The sequence below is a fragment of the Fimbriimonadaceae bacterium genome (assembly GCA_019638775.1).
GTDB lineage: Bacteria > Armatimonadota > Fimbriimonadia > Fimbriimonadales > Fimbriimonadaceae > JAHBTD01.
Genome location: JAHBTD010000003.1, coordinates 213,556 through 237,760 on the forward strand (window position 1 = coordinate 213,556; position 24,205 = coordinate 237,760).

Annotated in this window: 29 protein-coding genes; 15 read left to right on the top strand and 14 right to left on the bottom strand. The window is 55.4% G+C overall.

What is annotated here, in order from left to right; genetic code table 11:
• Window positions 1-11: 11 nt before the first annotated feature.
• The 10 genes from KF784_12605 to KF784_12650 form a co-directional block, all read right to left on the bottom strand.
• Entirely contained in the window at window positions 12-446 is a 435-nt protein-coding gene (locus tag KF784_12605) for a rod-binding protein (GenBank protein ID MBX3119899.1), read from the bottom strand.
• Window positions 446-1,717 carry a flagellar basal body P-ring protein FlgI gene (locus tag KF784_12610; GenBank protein ID MBX3119900.1) on the bottom strand — a complete coding sequence of 424 codons (1,272 nt, stop codon included), beginning with the start codon at window positions 1,715-1,717 and terminating at the stop codon, window positions 446-448. Before KF784_12610 ends, KF784_12605 begins: the two co-directional genes overlap by 1 nt.
• A 12-nt stretch (window positions 1,718-1,729) precedes the next feature.
• The gene (locus KF784_12615; protein MBX3119901.1) at window positions 1,730-2,332 is read right to left on the bottom strand and encodes a flagellar basal body L-ring protein FlgH; all 603 of its coding nucleotides are present in this window, start codon (window positions 2,330-2,332) and stop codon (window positions 1,730-1,732) included.
• Window positions 2,329-3,504 carry a hypothetical protein gene (locus KF784_12620; protein ID MBX3119902.1) on the bottom strand — a complete coding sequence of 392 codons (1,176 nt, stop codon included), beginning with the start codon at window positions 3,502-3,504 and terminating at the stop codon, window positions 2,329-2,331. Before KF784_12620 ends, KF784_12615 begins: the two co-directional genes overlap by 4 nt.
• 7 nt (window positions 3,505-3,511) lie before the next feature.
• Window positions 3,512-4,303 (bottom strand): flagellar basal-body rod protein FlgG, encoded by a 792-nt coding sequence (gene flgG / locus KF784_12625; GenBank protein MBX3119903.1) that lies wholly within the window; start codon window positions 4,301-4,303, stop codon window positions 3,512-3,514.
• 129 nt (window positions 4,304-4,432) lie between these two features.
• A complete protein-coding gene (locus KF784_12630) occupies window positions 4,433-5,221 on the bottom strand; it encodes a flagellar hook-basal body protein (GenBank protein ID MBX3119904.1) in 789 nt (262 codons plus the stop codon).
• Window positions 5,222-5,378: 157 nt separating this feature from the next.
• Complete coding sequence (locus KF784_12635) at window positions 5,379-6,986, bottom strand: AAA family ATPase (GenBank protein ID MBX3119905.1); 1,608 nt, start codon at window positions 6,984-6,986, stop codon at window positions 5,379-5,381.
• A 74-nt stretch (window positions 6,987-7,060) separates the two neighbouring features.
• On the bottom strand, window positions 7,061-8,200 hold the full coding sequence (locus tag KF784_12640; protein ID MBX3119906.1) for a trypsin-like peptidase domain-containing protein: 1,140 nt from the start codon (window positions 8,198-8,200) through the stop codon (window positions 7,061-7,063).
• A 188-nt stretch (window positions 8,201-8,388) separates the two neighbouring features.
• Window positions 8,389-9,495, bottom strand: a complete 1,107-nt coding sequence (gene serC, locus KF784_12645; protein ID MBX3119907.1) for a phosphoserine transaminase — start codon at window positions 9,493-9,495, stop codon at window positions 8,389-8,391.
• 55 nt (window positions 9,496-9,550) lie between these two features.
• Window positions 9,551-10,585 carry a hypothetical protein gene (locus KF784_12650; protein ID MBX3119908.1) on the bottom strand — a complete coding sequence of 345 codons (1,035 nt, stop codon included), beginning with the start codon at window positions 10,583-10,585 and terminating at the stop codon, window positions 9,551-9,553.
• Between KF784_12650 and tgt the strand changes: the two genes are divergently transcribed.
• On the top strand, window positions 10,554-11,723 hold the full coding sequence (gene tgt / locus KF784_12655; protein MBX3119909.1) for a tRNA guanosine(34) transglycosylase Tgt: 1,170 nt from the start codon (window positions 10,554-10,556) through the stop codon (window positions 11,721-11,723). The genes KF784_12650 and tgt overlap by 32 nt on opposite strands.
• Window positions 11,724-11,852: 129 nt before the next feature.
• On the opposite strand, the gene KF784_12660 is transcribed toward tgt, so the two are convergent.
• Window positions 11,853-13,085 carry a DUF1501 domain-containing protein gene (locus KF784_12660; GenBank protein ID MBX3119910.1) on the bottom strand — a complete coding sequence of 411 codons (1,233 nt, stop codon included), beginning with the start codon at window positions 13,083-13,085 and terminating at the stop codon, window positions 11,853-11,855.
• 85 nt (window positions 13,086-13,170) lie between these two features.
• On the opposite strand from KF784_12660, the gene KF784_12665 reads away from it, so the two are divergent.
• Genes KF784_12665 through KF784_12680 form a run of 4 tightly spaced genes read left to right on the top strand, consistent with a single transcriptional unit; the run spans window position 13,171 to window position 14,978 of the window.
• Window positions 13,171-13,587 carry a hypothetical protein gene (locus KF784_12665; protein ID MBX3119911.1) on the top strand — a complete coding sequence of 139 codons (417 nt, stop codon included), beginning with the start codon at window positions 13,171-13,173 and terminating at the stop codon, window positions 13,585-13,587.
• A gap of 33 nt (window positions 13,588-13,620) precedes the next feature.
• Complete coding sequence (locus tag KF784_12670; protein MBX3119912.1) at window positions 13,621-14,052, top strand: DUF4878 domain-containing protein; 432 nt, start codon at window positions 13,621-13,623, stop codon at window positions 14,050-14,052.
• 45 nt (window positions 14,053-14,097) lie between these two features.
• Window positions 14,098-14,601 carry a hypothetical protein gene (locus KF784_12675; GenBank protein MBX3119913.1) on the top strand — a complete coding sequence of 168 codons (504 nt, stop codon included), beginning with the start codon at window positions 14,098-14,100 and terminating at the stop codon, window positions 14,599-14,601.
• 5 nt (window positions 14,602-14,606) lie between these two features.
• The gene (locus KF784_12680) at window positions 14,607-14,978 is read left to right on the top strand and encodes a carboxymuconolactone decarboxylase family protein (protein MBX3119914.1); all 372 of its coding nucleotides are present in this window, start codon (window positions 14,607-14,609) and stop codon (window positions 14,976-14,978) included.
• Here the strand turns inward: KF784_12680 and maf are convergent.
• The 3 genes from maf to KF784_12695 all read right to left on the bottom strand — a co-directional run bounded on the left by maf (window position 14,912) and on the right by KF784_12695 (window position 16,664).
• Window positions 14,912-15,547: a septum formation protein Maf gene (gene maf / locus KF784_12685; protein ID MBX3119915.1), complete on the bottom strand. Its 636-nt coding sequence runs from the start codon at window positions 15,545-15,547 to the stop codon at window positions 14,912-14,914. The two genes, KF784_12680 and maf, sit on opposite strands and share 67 nt — an antisense overlap.
• A gap of 110 nt (window positions 15,548-15,657) precedes the next feature.
• Complete coding sequence (locus KF784_12690; GenBank protein ID MBX3119916.1) at window positions 15,658-16,167, bottom strand: SMI1/KNR4 family protein; 510 nt, start codon at window positions 16,165-16,167, stop codon at window positions 15,658-15,660.
• Between the two features lie 293 nt (window positions 16,168-16,460).
• Complete coding sequence (locus KF784_12695; protein MBX3119917.1) at window positions 16,461-16,664, bottom strand: hypothetical protein; 204 nt, start codon at window positions 16,662-16,664, stop codon at window positions 16,461-16,463.
• 34 nt (window positions 16,665-16,698) lie between these two features.
• On the opposite strand from KF784_12695, the gene KF784_12700 reads away from it, so the two are divergent.
• From KF784_12700 to KF784_12745, 10 genes are all read left to right on the top strand, one after another.
• The gene (locus KF784_12700) at window positions 16,699-16,923 is read left to right on the top strand and encodes a hypothetical protein (protein ID MBX3119918.1); all 225 of its coding nucleotides are present in this window, start codon (window positions 16,699-16,701) and stop codon (window positions 16,921-16,923) included.
• 27 nt (window positions 16,924-16,950) lie between these two features.
• The gene (locus KF784_12705; GenBank protein MBX3119919.1) at window positions 16,951-17,451 is read left to right on the top strand and encodes a transporter; all 501 of its coding nucleotides are present in this window, start codon (window positions 16,951-16,953) and stop codon (window positions 17,449-17,451) included.
• A gap of 81 nt (window positions 17,452-17,532) precedes the next feature.
• On the top strand, window positions 17,533-18,264 hold the full coding sequence (locus tag KF784_12710) for an alpha/beta hydrolase (GenBank protein MBX3119920.1): 732 nt from the start codon (window positions 17,533-17,535) through the stop codon (window positions 18,262-18,264).
• Window positions 18,265-18,428: 164 nt separating this feature from the next.
• Entirely contained in the window at window positions 18,429-19,178 is a 750-nt protein-coding gene (locus tag KF784_12715; protein MBX3119921.1) for a transporter, read from the top strand.
• Window positions 19,162-20,130: a zinc ABC transporter substrate-binding protein gene (locus tag KF784_12720; GenBank protein ID MBX3119922.1), complete on the top strand. Its 969-nt coding sequence runs from the start codon at window positions 19,162-19,164 to the stop codon at window positions 20,128-20,130. Before KF784_12715 ends, KF784_12720 begins: the two co-directional genes overlap by 17 nt.
• Window positions 20,127-20,879, top strand: coding sequence for a metal ABC transporter ATP-binding protein (locus KF784_12725; GenBank protein ID MBX3119923.1), 753 nt, complete (start codon window positions 20,127-20,129; stop codon window positions 20,877-20,879). The genes KF784_12720 and KF784_12725 overlap by 4 nt, the downstream gene beginning before the upstream one ends.
• Window positions 20,876-21,943: a metal ABC transporter permease gene (locus KF784_12730; protein ID MBX3119924.1), complete on the top strand. Its 1,068-nt coding sequence runs from the start codon at window positions 20,876-20,878 to the stop codon at window positions 21,941-21,943. Before KF784_12725 ends, KF784_12730 begins: the two co-directional genes overlap by 4 nt.
• The gene (locus tag KF784_12735) at window positions 21,930-22,841 is read left to right on the top strand and encodes a metal ABC transporter permease (GenBank protein ID MBX3119925.1); all 912 of its coding nucleotides are present in this window, start codon (window positions 21,930-21,932) and stop codon (window positions 22,839-22,841) included. The genes KF784_12730 and KF784_12735 overlap by 14 nt, the downstream gene beginning before the upstream one ends.
• A 53-nt stretch (window positions 22,842-22,894) precedes the next feature.
• Window positions 22,895-23,476: an ABC transporter ATP-binding protein gene (locus KF784_12740; protein MBX3119926.1), complete on the top strand. Its 582-nt coding sequence runs from the start codon at window positions 22,895-22,897 to the stop codon at window positions 23,474-23,476.
• Window positions 23,454-24,128, top strand: a complete 675-nt coding sequence (locus tag KF784_12745) for a heme exporter protein CcmB (GenBank protein MBX3119927.1) — start codon at window positions 23,454-23,456, stop codon at window positions 24,126-24,128. The genes KF784_12740 and KF784_12745 overlap by 23 nt, the downstream gene beginning before the upstream one ends.
• Window positions 24,129-24,205 lie beyond the last annotated feature (77 nt).

Sequence of the window (24,205 nt, forward strand, 5' to 3'; positions counted from 1 at the left end):
TTCTCCTGCCGTTACCGGCCCGACGTAGAAATCTTGATTGGGACGCCGACAGCTTTTTCAGCTTCGTCGACAAGGTCACGGACCGCGGTGTTCACGGTCGCTTTAGCACGCTGGACGGCTTTCATCGTCTCAGCCTTTGCAGCGGCGGCAAACTTCTCTGCCTCCGCCTGAAGGATCGCAGGCTTCATGGTCTCCATCATCATCTTGCTGATGCCGAGAGAGCCCTTCTTAGCCATGTTCTCCGAGAGAGCCTGGTCTAGCATGTCGTAATAAATGTCGCTTCCTGGCATAGGCTTGTCGGTCTTGAGGACAGACTTGCGCATGATTCCGAGAAGGTCTTTGAGGAACATCGCCTCTACGCCCTCCGTTGCCTTGGCGAGCTTCTGTATTTGAGGCTCAGCCTGCTTGGCGATCAGGGCATCTTTGAGGGCAATCTTAATCTGCATTAGTTCACCTTCACCCTTGCTTTGAGCGCACCCTGCGACTGCAGGTCTTGCAGGATCGCAATGGCGTCTCTCGGCGTAACTTTGAGTGCTTGGAAGAGCTTGGCAAGGTCGAAGACGGTCGTCGTTGGTCCCATAATCGCCACTTGTGCCGTGTCCTCTTCGGCGGTAACGGTGGTTTGTTCCGTCACGACGGTTTGTCCCAGTGTCAGTGGGTTCGGCTGGCTAATGACCGGGTCTTTGGTGATGCGAATGTTTAGGCTGCCCTTGATGACTACTGACGGCCCGATCTTGATGTTGCCACCGAGCGTGATCGTGCCCGTTCGCTCGTTGATCACGACAATTGCAGGAACGTCGGCGTAGACCGTTGTCAGTTCGATCTCGCTCATCGCTTCAATCGGTGCCTTGCCAACCGGCAAGCTAACCTCAATCGTGCCACCGTTGAGCGGCCGAGTCTGATAGTTCGGGAACGCTTGCCCGAGCTTGTCGCTCACGCGCTGTGCCGTCGTTAGGTCCTGATCGTCGAGCTCAATGTAGAGCTTGCCGTCGAACACGAACTTGGTTGGCGCCGGCGTCTCGACGATGCCACCGGAGGGGATTCGCCCTACTGTGGAGTGGTTCTTCTGAACACTGTTGCCTCCGCTGCCGATATTGAATCCGCCGATGCTAATCGGCCCTTGAGCGACGGCATAGACCGTCTCCTTGCTGTTTGCCGCGTAAAGCGGGGCTTGCAAGAGGGTGCCGCCCTGCAGACTCTTAGCGTCTCCGATCGACTGGACGGTGACATCAATATCGTTGCCCGGCACCGTAAACGGCGGGAGGTCGGCTGTGATCGCGACAACGGCTACATTGCGCAACTTCAGTGAATTCGGGTCCACTTGCGTTCCCCAATTCTTGAGGGCGTTCGCGAGCAAAGTCTGGGTAAAGGGTGTGCTCTTGGAGTCGCCAGTACCCTCAAGGCCAACGATCAGACCGTAGCCGAGGAGTTGGTTTCCACGGACTCCTCGAAATCGAGCAATGTCCTTAATGCGGACTTCGACGCCGTTCTTCTCGGAGTTAATGAATTCTTGTCGCCACTTCTGCTCATTCTCGCTCAGTTGCTTTAGGCGCTCCATCTCCTCTTTGGTGAGCTGTCCGCCTTGACCATTGCCCTGTCCTGTGCCCTGGGTTTTGGGCGGGTTATTGCCATTGCCTGAGCCTTGGGGTCCTCCGCCTTGAGCGGCGGCAAAGCTGATGGCTGCGACAGATAGGATAGATAAAATCGTGTTCTTCATGGCTTTACCTCGTTAGAAAATCCAGTCCAGGATTCGGCTGAGGAATCCACGTCGCTGGCGGTCGCTGATCGCGCCCTTGCCATCGACTTTGATTTCAGCTTCAGCGATGTTCTCGCTGAGCACGGTGTTGTCGCTCCGAATATCGTCAAGCCGGACGATCCCGCTCAGTTTGAAAGTCTGTGTTTCTTTGTTCACTTGCACCGACCGCGTGCCTTCGATGACCATCGTGCCGTTCTCCATGACCTTTTTCACGATCACGGTCATCTTTGCCACGAGCTTGCCGTTCTGGCTAGTTGTGCCTTTGCCGTCGGATGACAGGTCCCCACTCGTTCCGAGTGCAGGGAGGAAGCCACCGATGATCGGAATGTTCAGGCGAGCGACGTTGTTTGCTTCCTTCTTGCTCGTCGTCGTGCCTGCATTGAACTGAGCGGCTGACGTTTCGCTGATCAGGACCGTTAAGATGTCGCCCTCCGTTCTAGCCGTTCGGTCGAGAAGAGGATTCTTGTAGCTCTTGGGCCATAGCGAGCCGGGATATTCATCGTTCAACCCTTGGGAGAACGAGCTTGCGCTGAGGAGCGCGAGCGTTGTCAAACAAAAAAGCTTTCGTGTGTTCATAGCTTTACCTCCACGATTCCGTTGCCAACGACGGTCGCCGCGTGGCTTGTAGTTGATCCGGGGCCGTCGTACTGCACGGTCACTTCGACCGTCTGTCCCAACATTCCGTTTTGTCGCGAGCGTCCGCTAATCTCTGCTACATAGCCAGAGGTGATAAAGCGAACCTTGACAAGCTGTCCGGCTTTGACGCCTGCCGTGAGGCCTTCGCCGTCGAGCTTAATCGTCCGTGAGTTGAGCCGCTTGCCGTCCACAAACACCGCCATGACGACCTGCATTTGCGCGTCCTTGGGTGACATGGATTCCATGCGAAGCTGGAGCACTCCCTTGGGTGCGTGAAAGTCAGGTCCTGCCGAATCTCCAGAAAGCGGGATGGCAACGCCAAGTCTTTCTTGCACGAACTTGATGGCTGCTTCCAAGAACTGCGCCTGGGTGATGATCTGACCCTCTCTGTGAACCGTTATGGTTTGGGGAGATTTGAGATCAAGAGTAGCTGTGTTGTAGCCAAGCCTTTTGACTTGGTAAAGGATCGTTTCGCGGCTAATGCGAAGTGGGATACCCGGCTGTGGCGTCGTGCCAAGATCGATTTCCCGGAGTCTGGCGAACTCAGCTTCCTTGGCTGAAATCGTGGCGATGTCTCCAAGCTTGATGCGATCAGCGGAGGTCATCACGGTCTCTGAGATTTCGATGCGGATGAGTCCAGTAGCCACGGGTTGCGTTTGCGGTGGCGTGTTCGAGGGCTCGGTTCGAGCTGGGCTTACGTCGTTGCCGCCCTGGACCCGCACAACCCCTGCCATCCTTTCGCCGGGATCGAGAAGCTGTGGTCTTGATCGTGCGATCAAGAACTCTCCCTGCTTTGTCAGAGTGGGCTCTGACTCAAAGTAGGCAAGGACAATACGTCCGATGATCCTCTTTTCACCACGGATCGTTGCGCTTATGTGACCCTCAAGATCGGAGCCTAAGCGTTCGGTGTTTGCTGGCACCTCGACGGAGGGCAGCAGCACTTGTCCGCTTGTGTGGGCAAGGCGTCCGCTTTCGTTGACGGTCAGCTTGGCCTCTTTGGAGTAGACAACACGACCGCGATCGCCAAAGCGAAGGTAGCCATCGCCGTCGATACTGACGCCGAGTGTAGGCCCTTGTCCGAGCAGGATGGTGGTGAGGAGAGTGACGATCATCTAACTCCTACCTCTTGAGCTGGTTGAGCGTGCCGAGCATCTCGTCGGCTGTCTGCACGGCCTTGGAGTTGATTTCGTAGGCACGCTGGGCGGTAATCATCCGAACCATTTCTTCGACGATCTGGACGTTTGAGCCTTCGATAAATCCTGATTGAATGAATCCCGATCCTTGCTCGCCAGGGGTCACGACTTGAGGCTCACCGCTAGATCCGCCGCCTTGCATCAGATTGTTTCCGATGCGCGTAAGACCAGCGGGGTTGGGGAACACGGCTACGGTAATTTGTCCGAGCTGTGTAACCTCATTCTGACCCGGCTGAACGCCGCTGACGATTCCCGATTGAGAAACAGTGAGGGCGGTTGTACCGGCAGGGACTGTAATGTTCGGGGAAACCTTGAAGCCCATGCTCGTGACGATATTGCCGTCGCCGTCAACCTTGAAATTGCCGTCGCGCGTATAAAGGGTTTCGCCGGTGCTCGGGCTTTCGATCTGGAAATAGCCCGCGCCGTTGACCATCATCTCCAGCGGGTTGCCCGTATTGATGGGCGCGCCCACGTTTCCGTTGACGGACGTTGCCGAGAACCGTGCACCGAGACCGACCTGAATCGGCACCGCTTGGCGTGCGTCGCCCGCAGTTCCTGCGCCCGATGCGCCTAATGTTTGGTAGACGAGGTCTTCAAACTCTGCGCGCTGTTCCTTAAAAGCTGTTGTATTGACGTTTGCCAGGTTGTTGGCAATCGTGTCCAGATTAAACTGTTGGGCGACCATACCGGTCCCCGCTGTCGTTAACGCTCGCATCATGGCGTCGATATCTCCCTTGCGCTTCTGCGCATGTTATCGTTCGCCTTCCTTGACCCTTCGTCGGAATCACATCCTGGATTCCGTGCCGCCTCCTACGTCGCCCTTGCGAGCTCCGATCGGTCCAGCGCTTTATCGGTCTTGAAGGCTTTGTATCAGTCGTCCTGTCATGTCGTCCTGCTGTTGGATCGACCGTTGCGACAGTTCGAAACTTCGATTCAGCGTGATCATCTCCAGCATCACACTGACGGCTTGAACGTTGGAACCCTCGACCGCGCCGTTTTTGATTTGAACGCTGTTGTTGGGGTCCGTCATGTCTATGGGTTGAGCATTCGTGCTCTTCCAGAGTCCTGTACCAATCTCCTTAAAATCTCCGTCAAACACGCCGACTTGGCCGACATCCCGTCCATCGACGGTTATCGTGCCATCTATGCCAACCATCACGGTGCCAAGCGGCACCTGTATGGGTTGGAGGTCGCTTCCGAGAACAGCTCTTCCGTCAGCAGTACGAAGGACTCCGCCTTCGTCGGTGATGAAAGTGCCGTTCCGGGTGTACGAGATCTTCCGGTTGCCGGTCAGGTCCGGCGTTTCCTCTTCCACTGCGAAGAGCCCCTTCGTGCCGCGAATCGCCATATTGAGCGGCTCACCGGTCATAAGTAGTGGGCCCTCCTCAAAGACAGCAAACTCTCCTTTCTCAACTGCGCCGCTGCCTAGGGTTCCCAGAACGCGGCCTTTGCCGCCATCTGCCTGGAGGAGTCTTTCGTAGGATTCCGCGAATGCGACGGCCTGTCGCTTATAGCCAACGGTACTGAGGTTGGCCAAGTTATGGGCATTGACTTCGAGCGCACGTTGCGCCGACATCATTCCCGTTGCTGTCGCATAAATTCCTCGGTTCATCCCACCATGTCTTTCGGCAGGCATGTTTACGAGGTTTAGGTTTCAAACCTCGCAATCGACTTTAGGTTTGTGTGATTTGAACCTGAGGATGTGGAAAAAGGGGCAATTTGGCGTGGGGCGTTAGGGCATTGTGGGTCCGATCCTCGAAAACGAAATGCCTCGATAACCTCGACGAAAAGCTCTATGCCAGTCTCACAGGGAGTACACGGATGCGTCTGTGCGGCTCTTCACCCACCGCTTCGCTCGCCAACTTCTTCGATTCCGTGACTTGGTGCTGCATCTTGCGAATCGTCGCAGGCTGGGGGGTGAGGTCGTACGGCTTACCGGTCTGCATCACGGTTTCAATCGCCTTTTGAACTTCGTCGAGGGCTTCGATCTCGTGATCTTTCGATTCTCCAGCGCCCTTGAGGATATCGTCGAGGCCTTGTGCAATCTGGCTGTATGTGTTCGACTTGACGACAACGGTTGGCACGTTACGACCCGCCAGGTCGCGCAGTTTACGCGGCTTGGCTTGATAGGTGGAGCGAATCGCCATGATCGCGTCGGCCTGATGGATATCACCGGTGACGTAGGCGGCGGCGCGCTTTTCGCGGATGGCGCGCTCAAGGCGCGTTCGAGCGATGCCGTAGGGGAAGATGCGGATCAGTCCTGGCTTCGCACCATTATCGGGGATGTTTCCGTTGGAAGCGCCCGATTTGGTTGAGGCCGTGTCAGGAGCAACTTCGCCCGGTTGGCGTGAGAGTGACGGATATTTTTTGTTGAACGTAGGATCGTCCAACTCACCGGCGAGCTCATGCTGCACGACTTCGATGCTGCCTGCGTCGGTCCGCACCCGAACTTCTGGCCTTGGTGGGACACCCCGCAGAAGAAGATCGACAGTCTTTTGGACATTGGAGTGGACGGCGAGGCGTTCAAAGTCGATCAGCTCAATCACCACGTCGAAAGTCGGCGGGGCTTTTCGTTCAAGGACCGTTTTTTGGGTGCCTCGGCGTCGCGCTTCATCGTCGGAAAGTGTGACCGCCTGGATGCCACCAATAAGGTCGCAGAGCGACGGATTCAGCATCAAATTCTCAAGAGTCTGCCCGTGCGCGGTGCCGATAAGCTGCACGCCGCGCTCATTGATTGTCCGGGCGGCTAGAGCCTCCGCTTCAGTACCGATCTCGTCGATAACGATGACTTCGGGCATGTGGTTTTCAACGGCCTCAATCATCACCGCATGTTGTTCAACAGGCGTCCTGACCTGCATACGGCGAGACGACCCGATCCCAGGATGCGGGACATCGCCGTCCCCGGCGATCTCGTTTGAAGTATCGACGATGACAACCCGCTTTGAAACCTCATCGGCAAGGACGCGGGCGATTTCGCGAAGCTTGGTGGTCTTTCCCGTCCCTGGTCTTCCCAGAAGAAGAATCGAAGCGCCCGAGCGGACGAGATCGTCGATCATGTCAATGGTGCCTTCGAGGGCACGTCCGACACGGCACGTCAATCCAATCACCTTTTCATGGCGATTACGGATACATGAGATTCTGTGGAGCGTGCGCTCAATGCCAGCTCGGTTGTCTACGCCAAACTCACCGATAGAACGCGTAACAAAGTCGATGTCGTGTTCAGACACGACAACGTCTTCCCATCGATCGACATGATCGCGGTACCTTGCTTCGGCAGGGCGTCCGTAATCAAGCACAACCTCGATGAGCGTTTCGAGTTTTCCGGTCCTTTCAAGCCTCTCCCTGACCACTGCGGGCAGAACTTCGAGAAACTCCTTGAGACCGTCGTATAAACCTGACATATCAATGTTCATGGCTCGCGGCGAGCCTTACAATCATTCCGACGATAAGGGCGAGACAAATGCTCCTTGAATTCTCATTCACTTAACGTGATGGTAACGGTTTTTGTAGAACCGCGGGACCAGTATTTTAGCGAGACCTGATCCCCAATTCGCTTGCCAAAGAGACCTTTGACATAGTCGAGAGGCTCAACGAGCTTCTTTCCGTCCATCTCAAGAAGGATGTCGCCGGGTTGAATGCCCGCTTTGGTGGCGGCGCTGTTACGGAAAACAGATCGGATGGCGAGCCCGTATGACTGCTTTGGTGGCATGGATCCAATGCGCTCGTTAATGAAACTGCGGAACTCGTCGCTTTCGAGCAAACCGGCCTGATTGAACAGCCGTACGCCCACCTCGCCATAACGGACGCGTCCGTTGGTGACGATCTCGTCGGCGACCCGTTTGACTGTGTTGATGGGGATGGCGAACCCGAGACCGATACTGCCTCCGGTGTTGCTGATGATGGCGGTGTTGATGCCGACGATCTGACCGGAGGCGTTGGCTAAAGCCCCTCCGGAGTTGCCTTGGTTGATGGCTGCATCTGTCTGTATCGCATCCACGAGGAGGCTTGAGCCGTTGGTGCTGAGGGTACGGTTGAGGTTGCTGACAACTCCAACGCTCACGGTGTTGTCGTAGCCGAGCGGATTGCCGATCGCAATCACCCATTCCCCGACTTCGAGTCTGCTGTTATCGCCGAGTTGTGCCGGTGTCAGATTTGTCGCCTCTATTTTGAGGACGGCAACGTCGGATCGAGGATCGGTGCCGACGACCTTGGCCTGGAACGATCTGCCGTCACCGAGACGGACCCGAACGGCTTGTGCCCCTTCCACAACGTGGTTGTTCGTGACCACATATCCCTTCGAGCTGATAATCACACCGGAGCCGGTTGCGGCGCGCTCAAGGCGGCTGTCGTCGAAGGAGAAATAGGACGACATGTAGTTGTCGACTGAGACCACGGACGGAGCAAGCTTCTTGGCAGCGAGCCGGAAGTCGCCGGGGGTGGCAACGGCGCCTTCTGTGCTGACCGGGATGGCGCCATCGAAAGCGTCCCGCTTGCCATCAAGCGTGAGCGTTGGCGGCTTGTTATTCATGGCCCGGTCCAGTTGCACAGCCAAGAATGCTCCGGCAAACACCGCCGTCAGGACACCCACAAACCCTAAAATCCAACTCTTCTTCACAGCATTGTCCTCTTTCTTTTGGATACAGATTTGCTAACGTCTGGTGTTCCGAAGTGGTTCACGGGACCCAGGTGGAGCGCAGATAAAGAAATGACCTGTTGGACCAATCCGTCCAACAGGTCATATTTTGAGCGTGCACGTTTCTGCACTTTCAATCCAAAATCCAGAATCTTAAATCCAAAATCGTATCAGCCGTTGCGCTTTGCAAAGTCCGCCATGAACTCTGCCATCACTTGGCAACCTTCCAGTGGGAAGGCGTTGTAGATGCTGGCGCGGATCCCGCCGAGCGACCGGTGTCCCTTCAGGCCATTGAGCTTGACGGCATCGGCTTCCTTCACAAAAGTAGAGAGCAGTTCTTCAGTCGGAAGCTGGAAAGTGACGTTCATGTTCGACCGGCAATCGGCTTTAGCGTGTCCAGCATAGAAACCGGCGGAAGCATCGATGGCATCGTAAAGCACCTTGGCCTTGGCTTCGTTGCGCTTTTGGATCGCCGTTAGCCCGCCTTCTTTCTTCACCCACTTATAAACCAATCCGCACACGTAGATCGCAAAGCACGGTGGGGTGTTGAACATGGAACCGTTGTCCGAAATCGCTTTGTAGCTGAGCATGGGGTGGAACGGCTCGGGTGTGCGAGCAAGCAGGTCTTCCCGCAGGATCACGAGCGTAGCGCCTGCGGGGCCCATGTTCTTCTGTGCTCCCGCATAGATCATGGCGTACTTGCTGACATCAACCGGACGGCTCATGATGTTTGAGCTCATGTCGCATACCGAGGTCACAGGCAGGTCGGGATCGCTCTTGAACTCGACTCCGTGGATGGTCTCGTTGCTCACCCAGTGAACGTAAGATGCGTTGGGTGAATAGTCGAGCTTTGTGAGGTCGGGCACCTCCGAATAGTTGTGGGGTTTGCCGTCGTAGATGACCTTGCATTCGCCGACGAGCGGCGCTTGTTGGCTGGTCTTCTTGCCCCAATATCCGGTGACGACGTAGTCGCCCACGCCTTCCCCGAGCAGGTTCATCGCATGAGCGGTGTTTTGAAGAGTCGCGCCGCCCTGCATGAAGAACGTTTTGTAGTTCTCGGGCACGTTGAACACGCGGCGGAAGGTCTCCAGCGTCTCGTCAAGGATGTCCATGAACTCTTTGCTGCGGTGGCTCATCTCCATGACGGACATGCCCTTGCCCTTGTAGTTCATCAGGTCGTCGCGGATCTCTTCGAGCACCTCAACAGGGAGGGTGCACGGTCCGGCGGAGAAGTTAAAAACGCGGTCGTACGCGGTCTTGACGGCGGTGACGCTCATAGCGTTATTTTAGCATGGGGGACCCTCCATTTATCAGACTGTTGAACCCCGTGGATCAATCCTCATATCTTTGCCCTAAACGAAAGTCGGGACCAGTTTCGAGAAACAACTTGAGAGTTTCGCTGTGCGTAGGATGTGGGAAAACCACGAACGGCTTCTCTGGGGAGCGTGTGGCGAGTATCAGTGCTGAACACCACGCATTCTGAACCCCAAAATAGCCATTGCCAGCGGTCGTCCATCCTACACCCGATGGGTCCGCTTTGAACACCGCGCTTCCATACAGTGCCTGCCATAAACAATCCTCTTCAAACAACGACAACATGGGCAATTCAATGACGATAATATTTAGTTGATCAGAGCTTGCTTTGGGCGCAAAACTCGGCTTTGCTTTTTTGAAGCGCGTAGACAAGGAATCGCGCAAGTCGTCTTCGCGCACTTCTTGCGCGAATCCCAAAGTGTCCACTGGAGCCCAGGTGGTTCCTCGCTTGACACCCTTTTTTTCTTGGTTGGTCAATGTTATCTGGACATAACAGTTAGTACTGGCATCCAGCCAATCTACATGCAGGCCAACTGGTAACTGATCTATATTCTGAGAAAACCATCGTTTAAGACGTTCAAAAGCCTCTTCATCCAAGTCCCGTTCTACGGCTATATCAAGTACCAAGCCAGGTTCTCTTTCACAGTATTTCTTCTCGCACCATGATAGGAATCGTTCAAGCCAAAGCTCGTTTGAGAGATTTAGAACAGCCTTGCACTGAAAGTTGATCCTTGCTGTGCCTTGCCAGACGACCAAATCAGGAGGCGATGTTGCAGGCGGACAAGGTGGAGGCTCATACTCGATTTTTGCTTCAGGAAAACTACGGCATAGCCGTTCGGCTAGACTGACCTCAAGCAAGTCCCCCTGGACTTTGGTCAAAGAGGACATTTGTGCCAGGAGCCGATCCACGAGTTTTCCCAAACCGCGCTGATCAAGAGTTTGTATTGTTTTGCACAACCATCCGTGCGCCTCGTTCTCCGGATTCTTGAGTCCCGAAAGAGTTGGGTGCATTCCCTCGTGAATGAGTGATGATAAACTCGTCGGATTACGCACGCTAAGCCTCCCAGCAAATTCTATCGCGATCTTTAGTATGAGCCAGAATTTCCGCTACGAACTTCTCTCCACCTGCCAGCGCACAGGCGCGCGCCGGGGACGCATCCACACGCACCACGGAACGGTCGAAACCCCGTGTTTCATGCCGGTGGGTACGCAGGGCACTGTCAAGACCGTCGGCAGCGAAGACCTGGAGGCCCTTGGCTTCGAGCTCATCCTCAGCAACACTTATCACCTTGGCCTGCGCCCCGGCAGCGACCTCATCGACCGCTTCGGGGGGCTGCACAAGTTCATGAGTTGGAAGGGGGCGATCCTCACCGATTCCGGCGGCTACCAAGTGATGAGCCTTTCCGATATGCGAAAGATCACCGACGAAGGTGTCAAATTCAAGTCGCACCTCGACGGAACGGAGATGTTCCTCACGCCTGAGCAGTCGATGAAGATTCAGGACGAGCTGGGCGTGGATATCGCCATGGCTCTGGATGTCTGCCCGCCCTATCCTTGCACCCGTGACGAAGCCGTCGCTGCCATGCACCAAACCCACCGCTGGGCCGGACGATGTTTGGAATCCAGGAAAAAGGGTGCGCTGTTTGGGATCGTCCAGGGAGGAGTGCATGAAGACCTGCGCCAAGAATCCGCCGATTTCATCACCAAACTCCCGTTCGATGGTTTTGCCATCGGCGGTGTGAGTGTTGGCGAGCCGACTGAGATGCAGCGCCCCGTCGTCAAGTTTGCCTCGCCTCTGCTGCCCAAGGACAAGCCCCGCTACCTGATGGGCGTCGGCCATCCTCAAGACATCATTCACGCGGTGCGATGTGGGATCGACATGTTCGACTGTGTCCTCCCAACCCGCCAAGCACGGCATCATTCGTTGTACACGATGCAGGGCCGGGTGAACGCCATGGCGTTAAAATGGGCCGAGCACGACGGACCGATTGATCCGATGAGTATCTTTCCAGGAACGGAACGTTATTCAGCGGCTTACTTAAGGCATCTCTTTAAGGCTAAGGAGGCACTTGGGGCAAGGATTGCAAGCCTCCACAACCTTGCTTTTTACGCAAGACTGATGGAGGAGATCCGAAAGGCGATCGAGAACGACGCATGGGCTGAGCTAGAGGAACGGTACGCAAAGGCGTAAGTCGGCTATGAAGTGCGGTGTCTTACTCGTAACACCTTCGCTTCATCCTTCCAGAAAACAAGACCCGACTTTTGGCCGGGCCTTGTGTGTGGATATTCCCCTGGCCCGAAAGGACAGTAGGAAAGCGTTTTACTTAAACACGGGCAACGGAGTGAATTTCTGCCCAAGCACGATTTCGGAGTCTCCGCCAACCCAGTTGTCCAGGGCTGTGGCGTAGACCTCACGGAAGTCGACGTTGTGCTTAAGGTCGCCGTTCTGCAGGTTCACCAAATCCGGCGCTCCTCCATAAAGACCACCTTTGATCTTGTTGCCCACCAGGAACATCAAACCGCCTGCACCGTGATCGGTACCTGCGCTTGCGTTCTCGTAACAGCGTCGTCCGAACTCTGAGAAGACCAGAACGATGACCTTATCGGCTCGCCCGGCTGCTTCCATCTCCTTTTGGAATGCGTTTACGGCGTCGCCAAAGCCCTTCAACAGCCGATCATGGCTTTCCGCTTGCTTCGCGTGAGTATCGAAGCCGCCAGCGCTGAAGTAGACCACTCGGGTGGCGGGGGAAGTCGCCACGATCTGGGCGATCTGCTGGAACCCTCGCCCAAACGGATCGTTGGCGTAAGTCTGCTTTGTCTTGTACGTGGCGAGTTGAACTTTGAGCGCGGCGATCGCATCAAGGGCGGCTTTATTGGCTTGCTGAACGATACGAGCGTTCGAGCCTTGTGCCGCATCAGGACCCTGGATCTGCCGAAGCATGCGTTCCATATCGGGGTCGCCTACCATCGACTGGATGTCGGCGAGGCTTGCAAAGCAGGGGATGCTTGCATTCTTTGCCGAGAGCGAACGTGGCTTTTCGGTAGATAACCCAAGAGCGACTACGGGATTGAGAGGACCGGTAAGGGCTTGCTGGTCAAAGTGTCGGCCAACCCAACCGTATTTTAGCGATAGGTCAGGGCTTGCCGATTGCCAGATATCCATGCTCTTAAAGTGCGAGCGGTTAGGATTTGGGTATCCAACGTTGTCGACGATGGCGACTTTGCCCGCTTTATAAAGCTCTTCCAGCCCGGTCAAGTTGGGGTGAAACCCGACTTCGTTGGAGATCTTCAGCACCTTGTCTTCGGTGATGCCGATGGTCGGGCGTAGTTCGTAATATTTCTTGTTGGCGTATGGAACGACGGTGTTCAGTCCGTCGTTGCCACCCGAGAGCTGACAAACAACCAGCACAGTATCACTTAGGGCTTTGCTGCCCTTAGCCTGCCGTATGACCTCTGCATGGGCGAGGGTGCTAAGCCAACGTGGGGCCGTCAGGCCGATGGCAATCATGCCGCCGACACGGAAAAGGTCTCTTCTCGTTAATAGGTCGCTCATCGCTTTCCCCTCACAGATATCGTCTGGTTAGACAGACGTGCCTGCTGAGTCCAAGTTCAGTAGAAATGGTACATTGAATTTGGCCATGAATGGCAAACAAAGTGCAGCAAGTCTTCCCGCAGCCGCCGTTTTGACGCTACTGACCCTAAGCGTTTTTTATCTGTTGCGTGATTTCGGTCCTGAGAGCGCGGTTAGGAAATTCCATCGTGCTGTCCTCAGCCGCGACTTTGCCAAGGTCCAAGAGTCGATTCGGCCGGAGACAAACCAGGAGTCGCTGGACTTTCTGGCAAGAGGAGTCTGGAACTTTGCCCGTGCCGATGGGCGTTTCCAAATTCGATCCCTCCAGAGAAACACCAACCAAGTCACTGCCGAAGTGGAGTACAGCTTTCCTGATAGATCGCTCGTCGCGACAACACTTTGGTTGGTCGAAAAGGACCAAACCGGTTGGAAGGTCAACGTAAATGCCACCGAAAGACTCTGGAGGGACGGGATGATTCCGTAAAGGAACGCTCGAGTCGGGTTAAATAGGTGTCGGATGCTGCGTGCTGGTCGTCTTAATATTGTTTTGGCTCTTGGATTAGCCAGCGTCATCGTTCTAGCTGTATTGCTAGTCATGACTCGAAGCTCCCCTTCAGTCACCGTTGGCAACTTTCTCACCGCCCTTGCGAAGGCTGATGTCGATCAGCTTGTCGAGTTGAGCCACTACGACGGCGATAAAGCTGAATTACGCAAACAATGGGAGTTTTGTGTGAAGGAGGCGGCCCCCCATGTTCGGTTCGTGTGGACAATGGTTGGGTCGAGGGAGATAAGCGACACAAGCGCCTCCGTCAACATCCTTTGGACAAAAGACTTGGGAAATCAAGGGTATGAAAAACGATACGAAATCCCCTGTGTGAAAGAGGATGGACAGTGGAAAGTAGACATCGTTGCCGTTGCTCGGGACATGTTCCCAGCCCTGCCGCGGTAGGCACGGACAACTCCTTAACCTTTCTCGACGTCATTAATAAGTGAAGTGAACCGTCGTCGAGGCAGACTCCGATTAATCTCAATCCCAAATGGCTATCGCCTTTTTGGTCCGTCACGCCTGTTTCGATGCCTCACCTGGCTGAGTTTTTTGTTCGGAACCGCGCTCTTTGCCGTCGCAGTTGCGATCTGGCGTGATTCCAATTCGGCGGGCTGGCTCGGATTCGACGCCGCGAGCGTCATCTTGGGTGCAATCGGACTCTATCATTGGTCACTTTCCGTTTATTACTTCGCCAACGGTCCAGACCGGATGCTTGGCGAGATCAACCAGAAACGGGTCAAGCTTGACCGGTGCCGAACCTTTGCTGCGGAGAATGTCCAGGCCGTGCTGATCGACGACTTTGGAGATATCGCTTCCATGCTGGGCTTTCGGATCGACGGGAAGGAGATTTTCCTTGGCGAACTCACTGCCGTTGAGGATGTCGGTGACGTCGCTGGGCGTATCGCCGAGCTGCTGGATGTCCCCGTTCTCAGACGCCAACAGGTAGTCTGAACTTCATGCGTAAGAAGGCTGTCGAGACTCGGAAGTATCGGCTGGACATGAATGAGAAGATCCTGAACTCAGGCCACAAAGAGTTCAACAAGTTCTTCGCCCTGGACACCAATGCCTACCAAGAAGGCGCGATCAGCGTCCCGAATAAGGAGTTGATGGGTCTGGTCGGCTCCATGGTTTTGCGCTGCAACGACTGCATCTTCTATCACCTTGATCGCTGTGTTACGGAAGGCTGCTCACGCGAAGAGATACATGAGGCGATGAACATCGCCTTGGTCATCGGCGGCTCGATCGTGATTCCACATCTGCGCTACGCATTCGATGTGCTGGATGAGCTGTTCGCGGAAGGCATGCCACCAGCTCCAAACCTAGTCTGAAGGGCTTGCATAAGCGCTTCGGTGGGGAGACCAACAACGTTGTCGAAAGAGCCTTCAATGCTCGCAATGAAGCCATTTGAGGAGTCTTGCGCCCCATAAGCTCCTGCTTTGTCCATCGGCTCACCTGTGGAGATATAAGACCAAATCTGCTCGTCCACGAGGTCGTTGAAGGTGACTTTGGAGGTGTCGGCAAAAATGTGCTGTCCGCCGGGCCAAAAGAGCGCGATACCAGTGATGACTAAGTGCGTCCGCCCGCTGAGTTGTCTCAGGATACGGTGGGCATCTCCTTCGTCCTCAGGTTTGGCAAGTTGCTCAAACTTGTCTTCCCCAATCGGCAGAGCCACGACGGTATCCCCCCCGATAACGAGGGAATCGGGCCGCTGAGAGAATATAATCCCGGCTTTTGCTGCAGCGAGCGCTTCCGCTGTCGCGAAGGGATCAGAAGTGGTCAGAGCGCCCTCATCCAGGTCGGCGTGTAAGATGTCGAATTCGGTGATAAGCTTATTGAGCAGTTGCTTTCGGCGTGGAGACGCGCTTGCCAGGATGACTGGATAAGGGATTGAGAGCACAAGAAGATTATGTCCGTTCGCACCGTTTGCTTCTTTGGATTCATGCTCGCGACTGGAGTTGCTTCAAGCTTAGTCGTCGAACCTCGTAGGCCAATTCTGGATGGAGTTTTCTATTTGCCTTCAATAAGCGAGGACAGTATCTGCGCAAATTCCGTGAAATTGTTTGCGATCGTAACAACTCTGACTTCCTCGGTATCTACCCAGATTACTGGCGGCTCCCCGCTGTCAAAGGATTTTCGGTAGTCCAGCATGACAGCCGTATGTCCGTCGCCTCCGAGTACGATCCCAGGCGAGGGATAGTCCCATTCTTCAATCATGTAGGCGGAACCGGTGTCACTATCAATCCCGTTCTCATAGCCGATGCCCGATATTGACCTGAAAGAAACCTCACAGGCATTGATCACGAAGAATTCGCCTCTGACGAATCCTCCGTTGACCACGCGGCAGAACTCAAGATAACTGTGGGGTAGTTGGAGTCCTAGCTTTTGCTCAGCAACCGCTATCATTCTGTCGGTAAGAGGAGGTCCGTAATAAGGCTTCAAGTGCTCGATGCTGTTGATGGCGCTCAGTGAGATAGCAAGGTCAAGCGGCTCAATAATCTTTTCAGCAAGCGTTTTCATCTCGACTCTGCTGAAGATAGCTTACTGCGCAAGTAGCATAGATAGGCAAATCTATCCCGACAGCCAAAAACCGGGCCTATCGACCCTGGTGTGGGACCACTGTCCCGAGAGCTGGGACCACTCTTGGGACCCGTTTCAGATTCAATTTCAGAAATTGTTTGCGAAAGGCCAAAAGTCCGATTGCTACCCGTAATTTCACAGGCCACACTTTTCCCAGCGCCTAAAGCGCAAAGAAGGAGAGCTGAAGAACATTGCGATCACGATGGCTTTTTGTTTGAGCTGCTCTGCACTGGTTACAGTGCAGGCAACCCATCAAAAGCCAAACCCTCCGTGTCGATGACGCATTGAGGAGCAAGCTTCGCAAGTGCATCTTCGTTTTGGATGGACGCCCCAGCCGCATTCTGCGGCTGGGCTCGGTTCATCCATATGACCAGGTTTAGGCCCATGGCGCTCGGCACGGAAACCCATGTTGAGCTTTGAATTCGGGCACGACTCATTACCATCAAAAATGCTCGACCCAGAGAATCAACCATGAAAAACACAATGCTCATGATCTGTGCCGTTCTGCCTGCCGTTAGTTTCGGGCAGAATCTGGCGCAGGACAAACCCACGATCCTCACTGACCGACCGGCTTTTACAGACTCGGCAGCAGTCGTTCCACTTCGCTGGCTTCAGATCGAATCCGGCCTGACCTATCAGCGGATCCCAGGGGGCTCTGTCGTAAACGGACCGGAAGCGCTTCTGCGCTACGGATAGTCCCCACGAACCGAACTTCGTGTCGGGCTGCCCGATTACGCTCGCCTCGTCATCTACGGCAATAAGCTGAGCGGATACGGCGATGGCAGTCTCGGATTCAAATTTGAAGCGCCGGAACGAGTGCTCGGCTTCAATGTTGCCGCAACGATTGAGACATCCATCCCAACCCGCGACGAGTTTTCGACGCGAACGTACGATCCCACAGTCAAGGTAGCGTATTCGAGAAGCCTCGGCTCTATGTGGACGCTCTCAGCAATGACCGCGGGGACGTGGAGCGACGAAGGCGGCGATCGCAAGCTCTATGTGCAGCAGTCCGTGTCGATCGGACGCCAGCTTCGTCAAGGTGTCGGCGCTTTCGTTGAGTACTCAGGCATCTTCAATCGGACGGCATTGCCCGATCATATCGCGCACGCCGGATTGTCCTGGAAGCTTGATAACAACCGCCAAGTGGATCTCCACTTTGGATACTTCGTGTCTGGCAGTGACCGCATGCCGTTCGTTGGAGCGGGCTACTCAATTCGGTTCTAACATTTGCAGGCGGAGGTTCAATGGCACAAAAAAGTGCTTACAACGAACCTCCGCCAACTCTAATATGTCTATCCTAACACGATGAGATTTGCTGCGCTTCTTCTAACTCTGTTTGTATGCACGCTTTCGGTTGCCCAAACCAAAGACGTCACCCTTACAGCCGCTGACGGCAAAAAGGTCTTTGGCAAGTACTACAAGGCCACAGGCAAGGTGAAGGGCGCTGTCCTCATGTTCCATCAGGCACGGTCGAACATGGAGGAGTATTCCAACATTGCTCCCCGGGTAGCAAAGCTGGGCTACGATTGTATGACCATCGACCAGCGCTCCGGCGGCGAAATGTGGGGGGTGAAGAACAAAACAGCAGCACAATATCCCGCCTCTCAGAACTTCCTCCAAGCCTACGCCGACCTTGAAGCTGCCTTTAACTGGGCAAAGACAAACAAGTACAAAAAGATTGTGGCCTGGGGCAGCAGCTACAGCTCTTCACTGGCCCTCAAACTTGGCGCTGAGCACTCCGAAGTGAGCGCGGTTCTTGCCTTTTCTCCCGGCGAATACTTTGGACAAAAGGGGCTTGTAGGCGGTTGGAATTCAAAGATGAAAGCACGCGCTCTATTCGCTTTTACCAAGGACGAGGCGATCAAAGGCGGCATCGACCTTTATGACACTGCGGGCAATTTTCCAAACCGAAAGTACGATGTGATGGCAGTTCACAAGGACGGTCTTCACGGGAGTTCAACCCTTCGCAAGGACAAGAACACCAAGAGCCTTGAGTACTACTGGACGATGGTCGAAGAGTTTCTCAAGAACCTCTGACCGCGCCCGCAAAGCCTGTTTTCAACGGTCAAGTTTCCCGATTCAAGGTGATGCCTCACCTACAGGACCTAGGGAAAGCATCAAAGTTTAGCCATGGTTACACTTTTGTGGTTTTGCTGTGCTACACTTTCTAAATGTAGCCAAGGCTACATTTTTTGAAAGCCATGAAAATCGTCCCTTTACTGACTTGTTTCGCTCTCGCGACTGTTGCGTTTGCTCAAGACAAAGCCACCCCGCAAGGTCCGATTGTGACCGATCGCCCAGACTTCACCGAATCTGCAAACGTAGTGCCATTGAGGTGGCTGCAGTTCGAGTCCGGCTTTACCTACCAAGGGATTCGCGGAGGCTCCTCCATAAGCGGTCCCGAAGCTCTCATCCGCTATGGTATGGCCCCTCGATCAGAACTGAGAATCGGCATCCCCGATTACGGTCGCCTCGTGCTCTTAGGCAACTCCGAAGTTGGATTCGCCGACGGCAGTCTTGGATTTAAGTTTGAAACAGAAAAGCCGGTGCTTGGCTTCGACGTGGCCGTGATCGTTGAGACGTCGATCCCCACGCGGGGAGCATTCTCATCCGACTCTTCAGAACCTGCCGTTAAGCTCTGTTACGCACGCGATTTTAGTTCTGGATGGAGTCTTTCGGCGATGAGCGTTGGCGTTTGGACGAAAGATGACGGAAACCGGACCATCCTTCAACAAACAGTTGCCCTCGCTCGCGAACTCTCTGGCGGCCTCGGATTCTTCATCGAATATGCTGGCACCTATCACAAGTCGATGAAATCGGAGCATGTCGCCCACGGCGGGTTTGCTTATCAGCTAAGCAACGACCGTCAAATTGATCTTCACTTCGGCACTTCGCTTTCGGGCAATGACCGAATGCCGTTCATAGGAGTAGGGTATGCGGTCCGATTTTAACCTTCGTGTACGGTTTGCCGTACTCGCGGCGATCCTGGTAACTGCGCTCGTCACCGCCCTTGGCTGTGGGCCCGATGACACCACATCAGGCTCGAAAAGCGGGGAACGGCGTGATGGTCCAGTGAGGATCGTAGCGACGACAGGCATGGTCGGAGACCTTGCTCGGCGCGTTGGCGGTGAACACGTCACCGTTGATGTCCTCATGGGAGCAGGCGTCGATCCACATTTGTATAAAGCCTCTCCAGGCGACATCACGAAGCTCACGAGTGCGGACCTGGTGCTCTACAGCGGGCACCACCTCGAAGGGAAGATGGCGGACGTTCTTGTCCAGGTCGGGCGAAAGCGCCCCGTTCTCGCCGTAACCGAGCGCATTCCGGAGGACCAGCTACTTAGCGATGTTGTAAACACAGAATTCCCGGACCCCCACCTTTGGTTCGATGTGGCGCTGTGGTCGAAGGGATTGGACCCGGTTGCCGAGATCCTGAGTGAAGTCGATCCCGCAAATGCAGAGGCCTATAGGGCGAATGCCGAGGGCTATCGCAAAGAGCTGCTTGAGCTCGACGCAGAGATTCGGGCACAGGTTGCCACCATCCCAAAACCTCGGCGTCTCCTAATCACCGCTCACGACGCTTTTCGATACTATGGGCGGGCGTATGGCATCGAAGTTCGGGGCATCCAAGGCATCAGCACCGAATCGGAAGCTGGCCTGAGCGAGATCAACCGTCTTGTCGATTTGATCGCAACACGCAAGGTCACAGCGGTCTTTGTCGAGACTTCGGTGTCGGCCAAGAATGTTCAGGCTTTGATCGAAGGCGCGCAGCAGCGTGGGCTGAAGGTGCGCATCGGCGGAAACTTGTTCAGTGACGCGATGGGCGCGCCCGGAACTCCGGAAGGAACCTATCAGGGAATGGTACGCCACAATACAAAACAGATTGTACAGGCATTACGATGATCGCTTTTGAAGTCCGAAACTTGACCGTTGTCTATGACCGCAAGCCGGTCCTGCAAGACGTATCTCTCGTCATTCCCGCAAACGAACTCGTGGCAATCGTCGGTCCGAACGGGGCTGGCAAAAGCACGCTGATCAAGGCGGCTCTTGGGCTGGTGCCTCGTCTTAGTGGGGCCTTTCAGGCCTTCGGGCAGCCACTCGAAGGCCACGACAAACGCATCGGCTATGTGCCGCAGCGTGAAAGCGTTGACTGGGATTTTCCCGTCAGCGTGATGGACGTCGTGATGATGGGCACCTATGGGCGCGTGGGCTGGTTCCGCCGTCCGGGCAAAGCTGAAAAGGAGTCTGCCGAATCTGCGCTGGACGCGGTCGGCATGTTGGACTATCGCCATAGGCAGATCAGCCAACTCTCTGGTGGCCAGCAGCAGCGAGTTTTCCTTGCCCGAGCTCTTGCGCAAGAGGCAACCTTCTATTTTATGGATGAGCCGTTCGCCGGTGTCGATGCTGCGACCGAACAGGCAATCGTCGAAATCCTCCGTCGAATCCGTCAAAGCGGTGGAACGGTGGTGATGGTTCATCACGACTTGGAGACAGTGCCGGAGTATTTTGATTCCGTCGTGCTGTTGAATAAGTGCGTGATCGCCCAAGGTGCGGTCAAGCAAACGTTTACCGACGACAACCTCAAGCGCACCTACGGTGGCAAATTGCTTTCGCTCGGGACGCTTGGGCTCGGGGGAGCCGCCGCCGGTTGACATACAACACACTCATTGTTTTGATTGGGGCTGCTCTGCTTGGTGCGCTTTGCGGTGGGGTAGGCACGCTCACCGTTTTACGTCGGCGGGCCTTGCTCGGCGATGCCATCGCGCATGCGGCGTTGCCCGGAATAGGGCTTGGCTTTCTTATCTTCAAATCGAAATCTCTTCCTGTGTTGCTGCTCGGCGCGCTCGCTACCGGCTTGCTTGGGGTTTGGGTGATCGCGATGGTGCGCAGACATAGCCGAACCAAGGAGGATGCCGCTCTGGGGCTGGTGCTGTCGGTTTTTTTTGGCGCTGGCATTGCGCTTTCGAGGCACATCCAGAATGCCGTGCCGGACGGCAGTCAAGCGGGCTTGGATACCTATCTCCTCGGAAAGGCCGCGGGCATTGTGCGTCAAGACGTCATGCTGGTCGCTCTCGTCAGCATTGTTTGTCTTGCGGTGTTGGTCGTTCTCTTCAAAGAGCTTCGTCTATTGAGCTTTGACCCAGACTACGCTCGTTCGCTCGGCTGGAATACAGTTGTCCTCGACTTTGCTGCGATGGCGATGGTGGCTTCGGCGGTGGTCGTGGGTTTACCGATGGTCGGGATCGTGCTCGTTGCTGCGTTGACGATTTTGCCAGCAGTCGCGGCTAGATTTTGGACGGAGAGCCTGAGCAAACTGATGCTGATCGCCGCTGGTGTGGGAGCGGCGAGCGCCGCTTCAGGCGCTCTTCTGAGCGCATCATTTGACAAGATGCCAACCGGGCCTGTGATGATCCTCATTGCCGGGGGATGTTTTGTTGTTTCCGCACTCGTCGCCCCAAATCGGGGATTGATCACTTACACGCTTCGTGAGCGTCGAGGAAGGCTGAGCCACGGCGCACGTCTTACGGCCCGCTTGCTGATGGAATCCCCTGACGGGGTTCCCATAATGGTCGCGACAAAGACGCTGCAGAGCTATGGGGTTCGCGATCCCAGGCAGTCGCTGCTTGAGGCCTCACGCCGAGGATGGGTCGAGTTGAGCCGTGATGCTTACAAGCTCACTCCGGAAGGGATGGAGGCTGCGAATGTCGTGGATTGACAACCTCAGCCCCGAAGTACGCATGGCCTTCTGGACAATCCTCGTGGCCAGCATCTGCTCGATCATGTGTGCCCTGCTTGGGGTTTGGCTTGTGCTTCAAAGGATGAGCTTGACTGGCGATGCGATCAGCCACTCGGTACTGCCGGGGTTGGCGCTAACCTTTGTCTGGTTTGGCACTCGTGATCCCGTGCCAATGATGTTGGGAGCCGTTGTTGCCGGTGTGCTTACGGTGGTATTCACACGCGGCATTGGGAAGCTGACAAAAGTGCGTGAAGATGCTGGACTGGGGGTCGTTTTTACAATTCTGTTTGCCATTGGTGTCTTCGTGATCACTCGCTATGCCGCTCAGATCGACCTCGACCCCGGCTGTGTCTTGTACGGATTGGTGGAGTTTGTTTCGATCGACACGGCCCCGTTTGGTGGTACCGAGGTGCCTCGGGCGCTCATCACGATCTTGCCCGCATTTGCGGTTGTTGCCGCTGGCCTCTGGCTCTTCAAGCGCGAGATTGCCTTGATGGCATTTGATCCGGCGCTTTCCGCATCACTCGGCAAGAAACCCAACGCAATCTACTTCGGATTGATGGCCCTCGTCGCTATTGCCACCGTTGCAAGCTTTGAAGCAGTCGGGGCGATCTTGGTCGTCGCAATGCTCATTGGTCCTGCAGCGACAGCTCAACTTCTCACGCGAAAGCTGCGAGCCATGTTCGTCATCTCTGTGGTCTTGGCGGTCGTTTCGTCGGTTGGAGGCTATGCCCTTGCCGTACGATGGAATACGAGCGTGGCGGGAATGATGGCGGTGTGCACGGGTTTGCTTTACGCTGGAGCTTTTCTCTGGTCGCTGGTGGAGCAGCGAATAAACCATCGTCGGGTTCTGCTTGGGGACACCATTTCTACGTAAGCCACTTGGCCTGTGCTCCAATACTTGAACCTCACCCTGCCATACTCATACCCATGCTCAAGGTCGAGGGGCTCGGCAAGAGGTTTGGTCCGCGCTGGATTTTTCGCGGGCTTAACTTTGAGCTAGGTACCGGTGATGCCCTTATTGTTCTCGGGCAGAACGGGAGCGGCAAATCGACTCTTCTGAAGACGCTTTGTGGGCTGCTCAGCGCATCGGAGGGCAATGTCATTTTGCCCGACGGCGATCCAAGACTGACCCTTGGAGTGTCGGCGCTCGACATGGCGCTCTATCCGCATCTCACGCCCACCGAGCATTTGGAACTCTCTGCCGACCTTCGAGGATGCTCAGCTAACTCCGGGGAACTACTCAAGCGAGTGAACCTGACAAGCGCCGCCGACCGCCCTTGCGCCAAGCTCAGCACAGGAATGCGCAATCGGCTCAAGCTCGCGTTGGCGATCCAAACCGAACCCAAACTCTTGATGCTCGACGAACCGGGCGCAAGCCTCGACGAAGAGGGCCGCGCCTTGATCGAATCGATTTGTGAAGAGCAACGAATCCGGGGTGTGCTAGTCATCGCGACCAACGATCCAACAGAAAGGAGGCTCGGAAACCTTGAACTCCGGTTGGAAGCGTGAGATCGTCGCGGTGCTTCGCAAAGAGGTCATGGCCGAGCTGCGCGGACGCTCGGGCTTGCTCACAAGTCTGCTGTTTAGCCTCGTCAGCATCGTCGCGATCGCTTATGCGACGGTGAATGTCGAGGTCACCGGGCGATTGGCGAGCGGGCTGCTTTGGGTTACGCTCCTTTTCAGCGCGGTGGTCGCACTGCCGAGAACGTTTATTGTTGAGGAGGAGCAAGGAACAGCCGACCTTTTACGGCTTTGGGCGCGGCCTCATGCTATCTATTGGGGCAAGCTGATTTTTAACTTCGTCCAGATGTTTGGAACTGCGCTCTTGCTGAGCATCTTGTTCTTCTTCTTGATGGGCATTGAGGTGCGTCAAGTGGCCTTGTACCTATTGGCGTTGGCATTCGGATGCGGGGCCTTGGCGGGAGCGGTAACCTTGTGTGGCGCGATCGTGGCGCAGGCATCCAATCGGGGGACTTTGGCGGGGGCGATTGCTCTGCCGCTTTTGGTTCCATTGGTGGCGATTCTGATCGCAGCGACGAAGTTTAGCCTAGGGGACGGTTTGGCCGAGATCAGTTGGCAGGCAACGGCGGGGCTTGGCTGTTACACGGTTGCGGCGCTGACTTTGGGGCCGTGGATATTCCAAGCGATTTGGAAGCCATGACTATAGTTGTTGAGGAGCATTTCAATTCGCGTAAATGCAAAGTCTCCTCCCCCTTGAGGGGGGAGGCTGTGAGCGAA

Excerpts from the sequence above, each read along its gene's own strand:
- KF784_12605 (MBX3119899.1), bottom strand. The coding sequence starts at position 446 with ATGCAGATTAAGATTGCCCTCAAAGATGCCCTGATCGCCAAGCAGGCT.
- KF784_12610 (MBX3119900.1), bottom strand. The coding sequence starts at position 1,717 with ATGAAGAACACGATTTTATCTATCCTATCTGTCGCAGCCATCAGCTTT.
- KF784_12615 (MBX3119901.1), bottom strand. The coding sequence starts at position 2,332 with ATGAACACACGAAAGCTTTTTTGTTTGACAACGCTCGCGCTCCTCAGC.
- KF784_12620 (MBX3119902.1), bottom strand. The coding sequence starts at position 3,504 with ATGATCGTCACTCTCCTCACCACCATCCTGCTCGGACAAGGGCCTACA.
- flgG (MBX3119903.1), bottom strand. The coding sequence starts at position 4,303 with ATGATGCGAGCGTTAACGACAGCGGGGACCGGTATGGTCGCCCAACAG.
- KF784_12630 (MBX3119904.1), bottom strand. The coding sequence starts at position 5,221 with ATGCCTGCCGAAAGACATGGTGGGATGAACCGAGGAATTTATGCGACA.
- KF784_12635 (MBX3119905.1), bottom strand. The coding sequence starts at position 6,986 with ATGTCAGGTTTATACGACGGTCTCAAGGAGTTTCTCGAAGTTCTGCCC.
- serC (MBX3119907.1), bottom strand. The coding sequence starts at position 9,495 with ATGAGCGTCACCGCCGTCAAGACCGCGTACGACCGCGTTTTTAACTTC.
- tgt (MBX3119909.1), top strand. The coding sequence starts at position 10,554 with ATGAGTGATGATAAACTCGTCGGATTACGCACGCTAAGCCTCCCAGCA.
- KF784_12660 (MBX3119910.1), bottom strand. The coding sequence starts at position 13,085 with ATGAGCGACCTATTAACGAGAAGAGACCTTTTCCGTGTCGGCGGCATG.
- KF784_12665 (MBX3119911.1), top strand. The coding sequence starts at position 13,171 with ATGAATGGCAAACAAAGTGCAGCAAGTCTTCCCGCAGCCGCCGTTTTG.
- KF784_12670 (MBX3119912.1), top strand. The coding sequence starts at position 13,621 with ATGCTGCGTGCTGGTCGTCTTAATATTGTTTTGGCTCTTGGATTAGCC.
- KF784_12680 (MBX3119914.1), top strand. The coding sequence starts at position 14,607 with ATGCGTAAGAAGGCTGTCGAGACTCGGAAGTATCGGCTGGACATGAAT.
- KF784_12690 (MBX3119916.1), bottom strand. The coding sequence starts at position 16,167 with ATGAAAACGCTTGCTGAAAAGATTATTGAGCCGCTTGACCTTGCTATC.
- KF784_12695 (MBX3119917.1), bottom strand. The coding sequence starts at position 16,664 with ATGAGTCGTGCCCGAATTCAAAGCTCAACATGGGTTTCCGTGCCGAGC.
- KF784_12700 (MBX3119918.1), top strand. The coding sequence starts at position 16,699 with ATGAAAAACACAATGCTCATGATCTGTGCCGTTCTGCCTGCCGTTAGT.
- KF784_12710 (MBX3119920.1), top strand. The coding sequence starts at position 17,533 with ATGAGATTTGCTGCGCTTCTTCTAACTCTGTTTGTATGCACGCTTTCG.
- KF784_12715 (MBX3119921.1), top strand. The coding sequence starts at position 18,429 with ATGAAAATCGTCCCTTTACTGACTTGTTTCGCTCTCGCGACTGTTGCG.
- KF784_12720 (MBX3119922.1), top strand. The coding sequence starts at position 19,162 with ATGCGGTCCGATTTTAACCTTCGTGTACGGTTTGCCGTACTCGCGGCG.
- KF784_12725 (MBX3119923.1), top strand. The coding sequence starts at position 20,127 with ATGATCGCTTTTGAAGTCCGAAACTTGACCGTTGTCTATGACCGCAAG.
- KF784_12735 (MBX3119925.1), top strand. The coding sequence starts at position 21,930 with ATGTCGTGGATTGACAACCTCAGCCCCGAAGTACGCATGGCCTTCTGG.
- KF784_12740 (MBX3119926.1), top strand. The coding sequence starts at position 22,895 with ATGCTCAAGGTCGAGGGGCTCGGCAAGAGGTTTGGTCCGCGCTGGATT.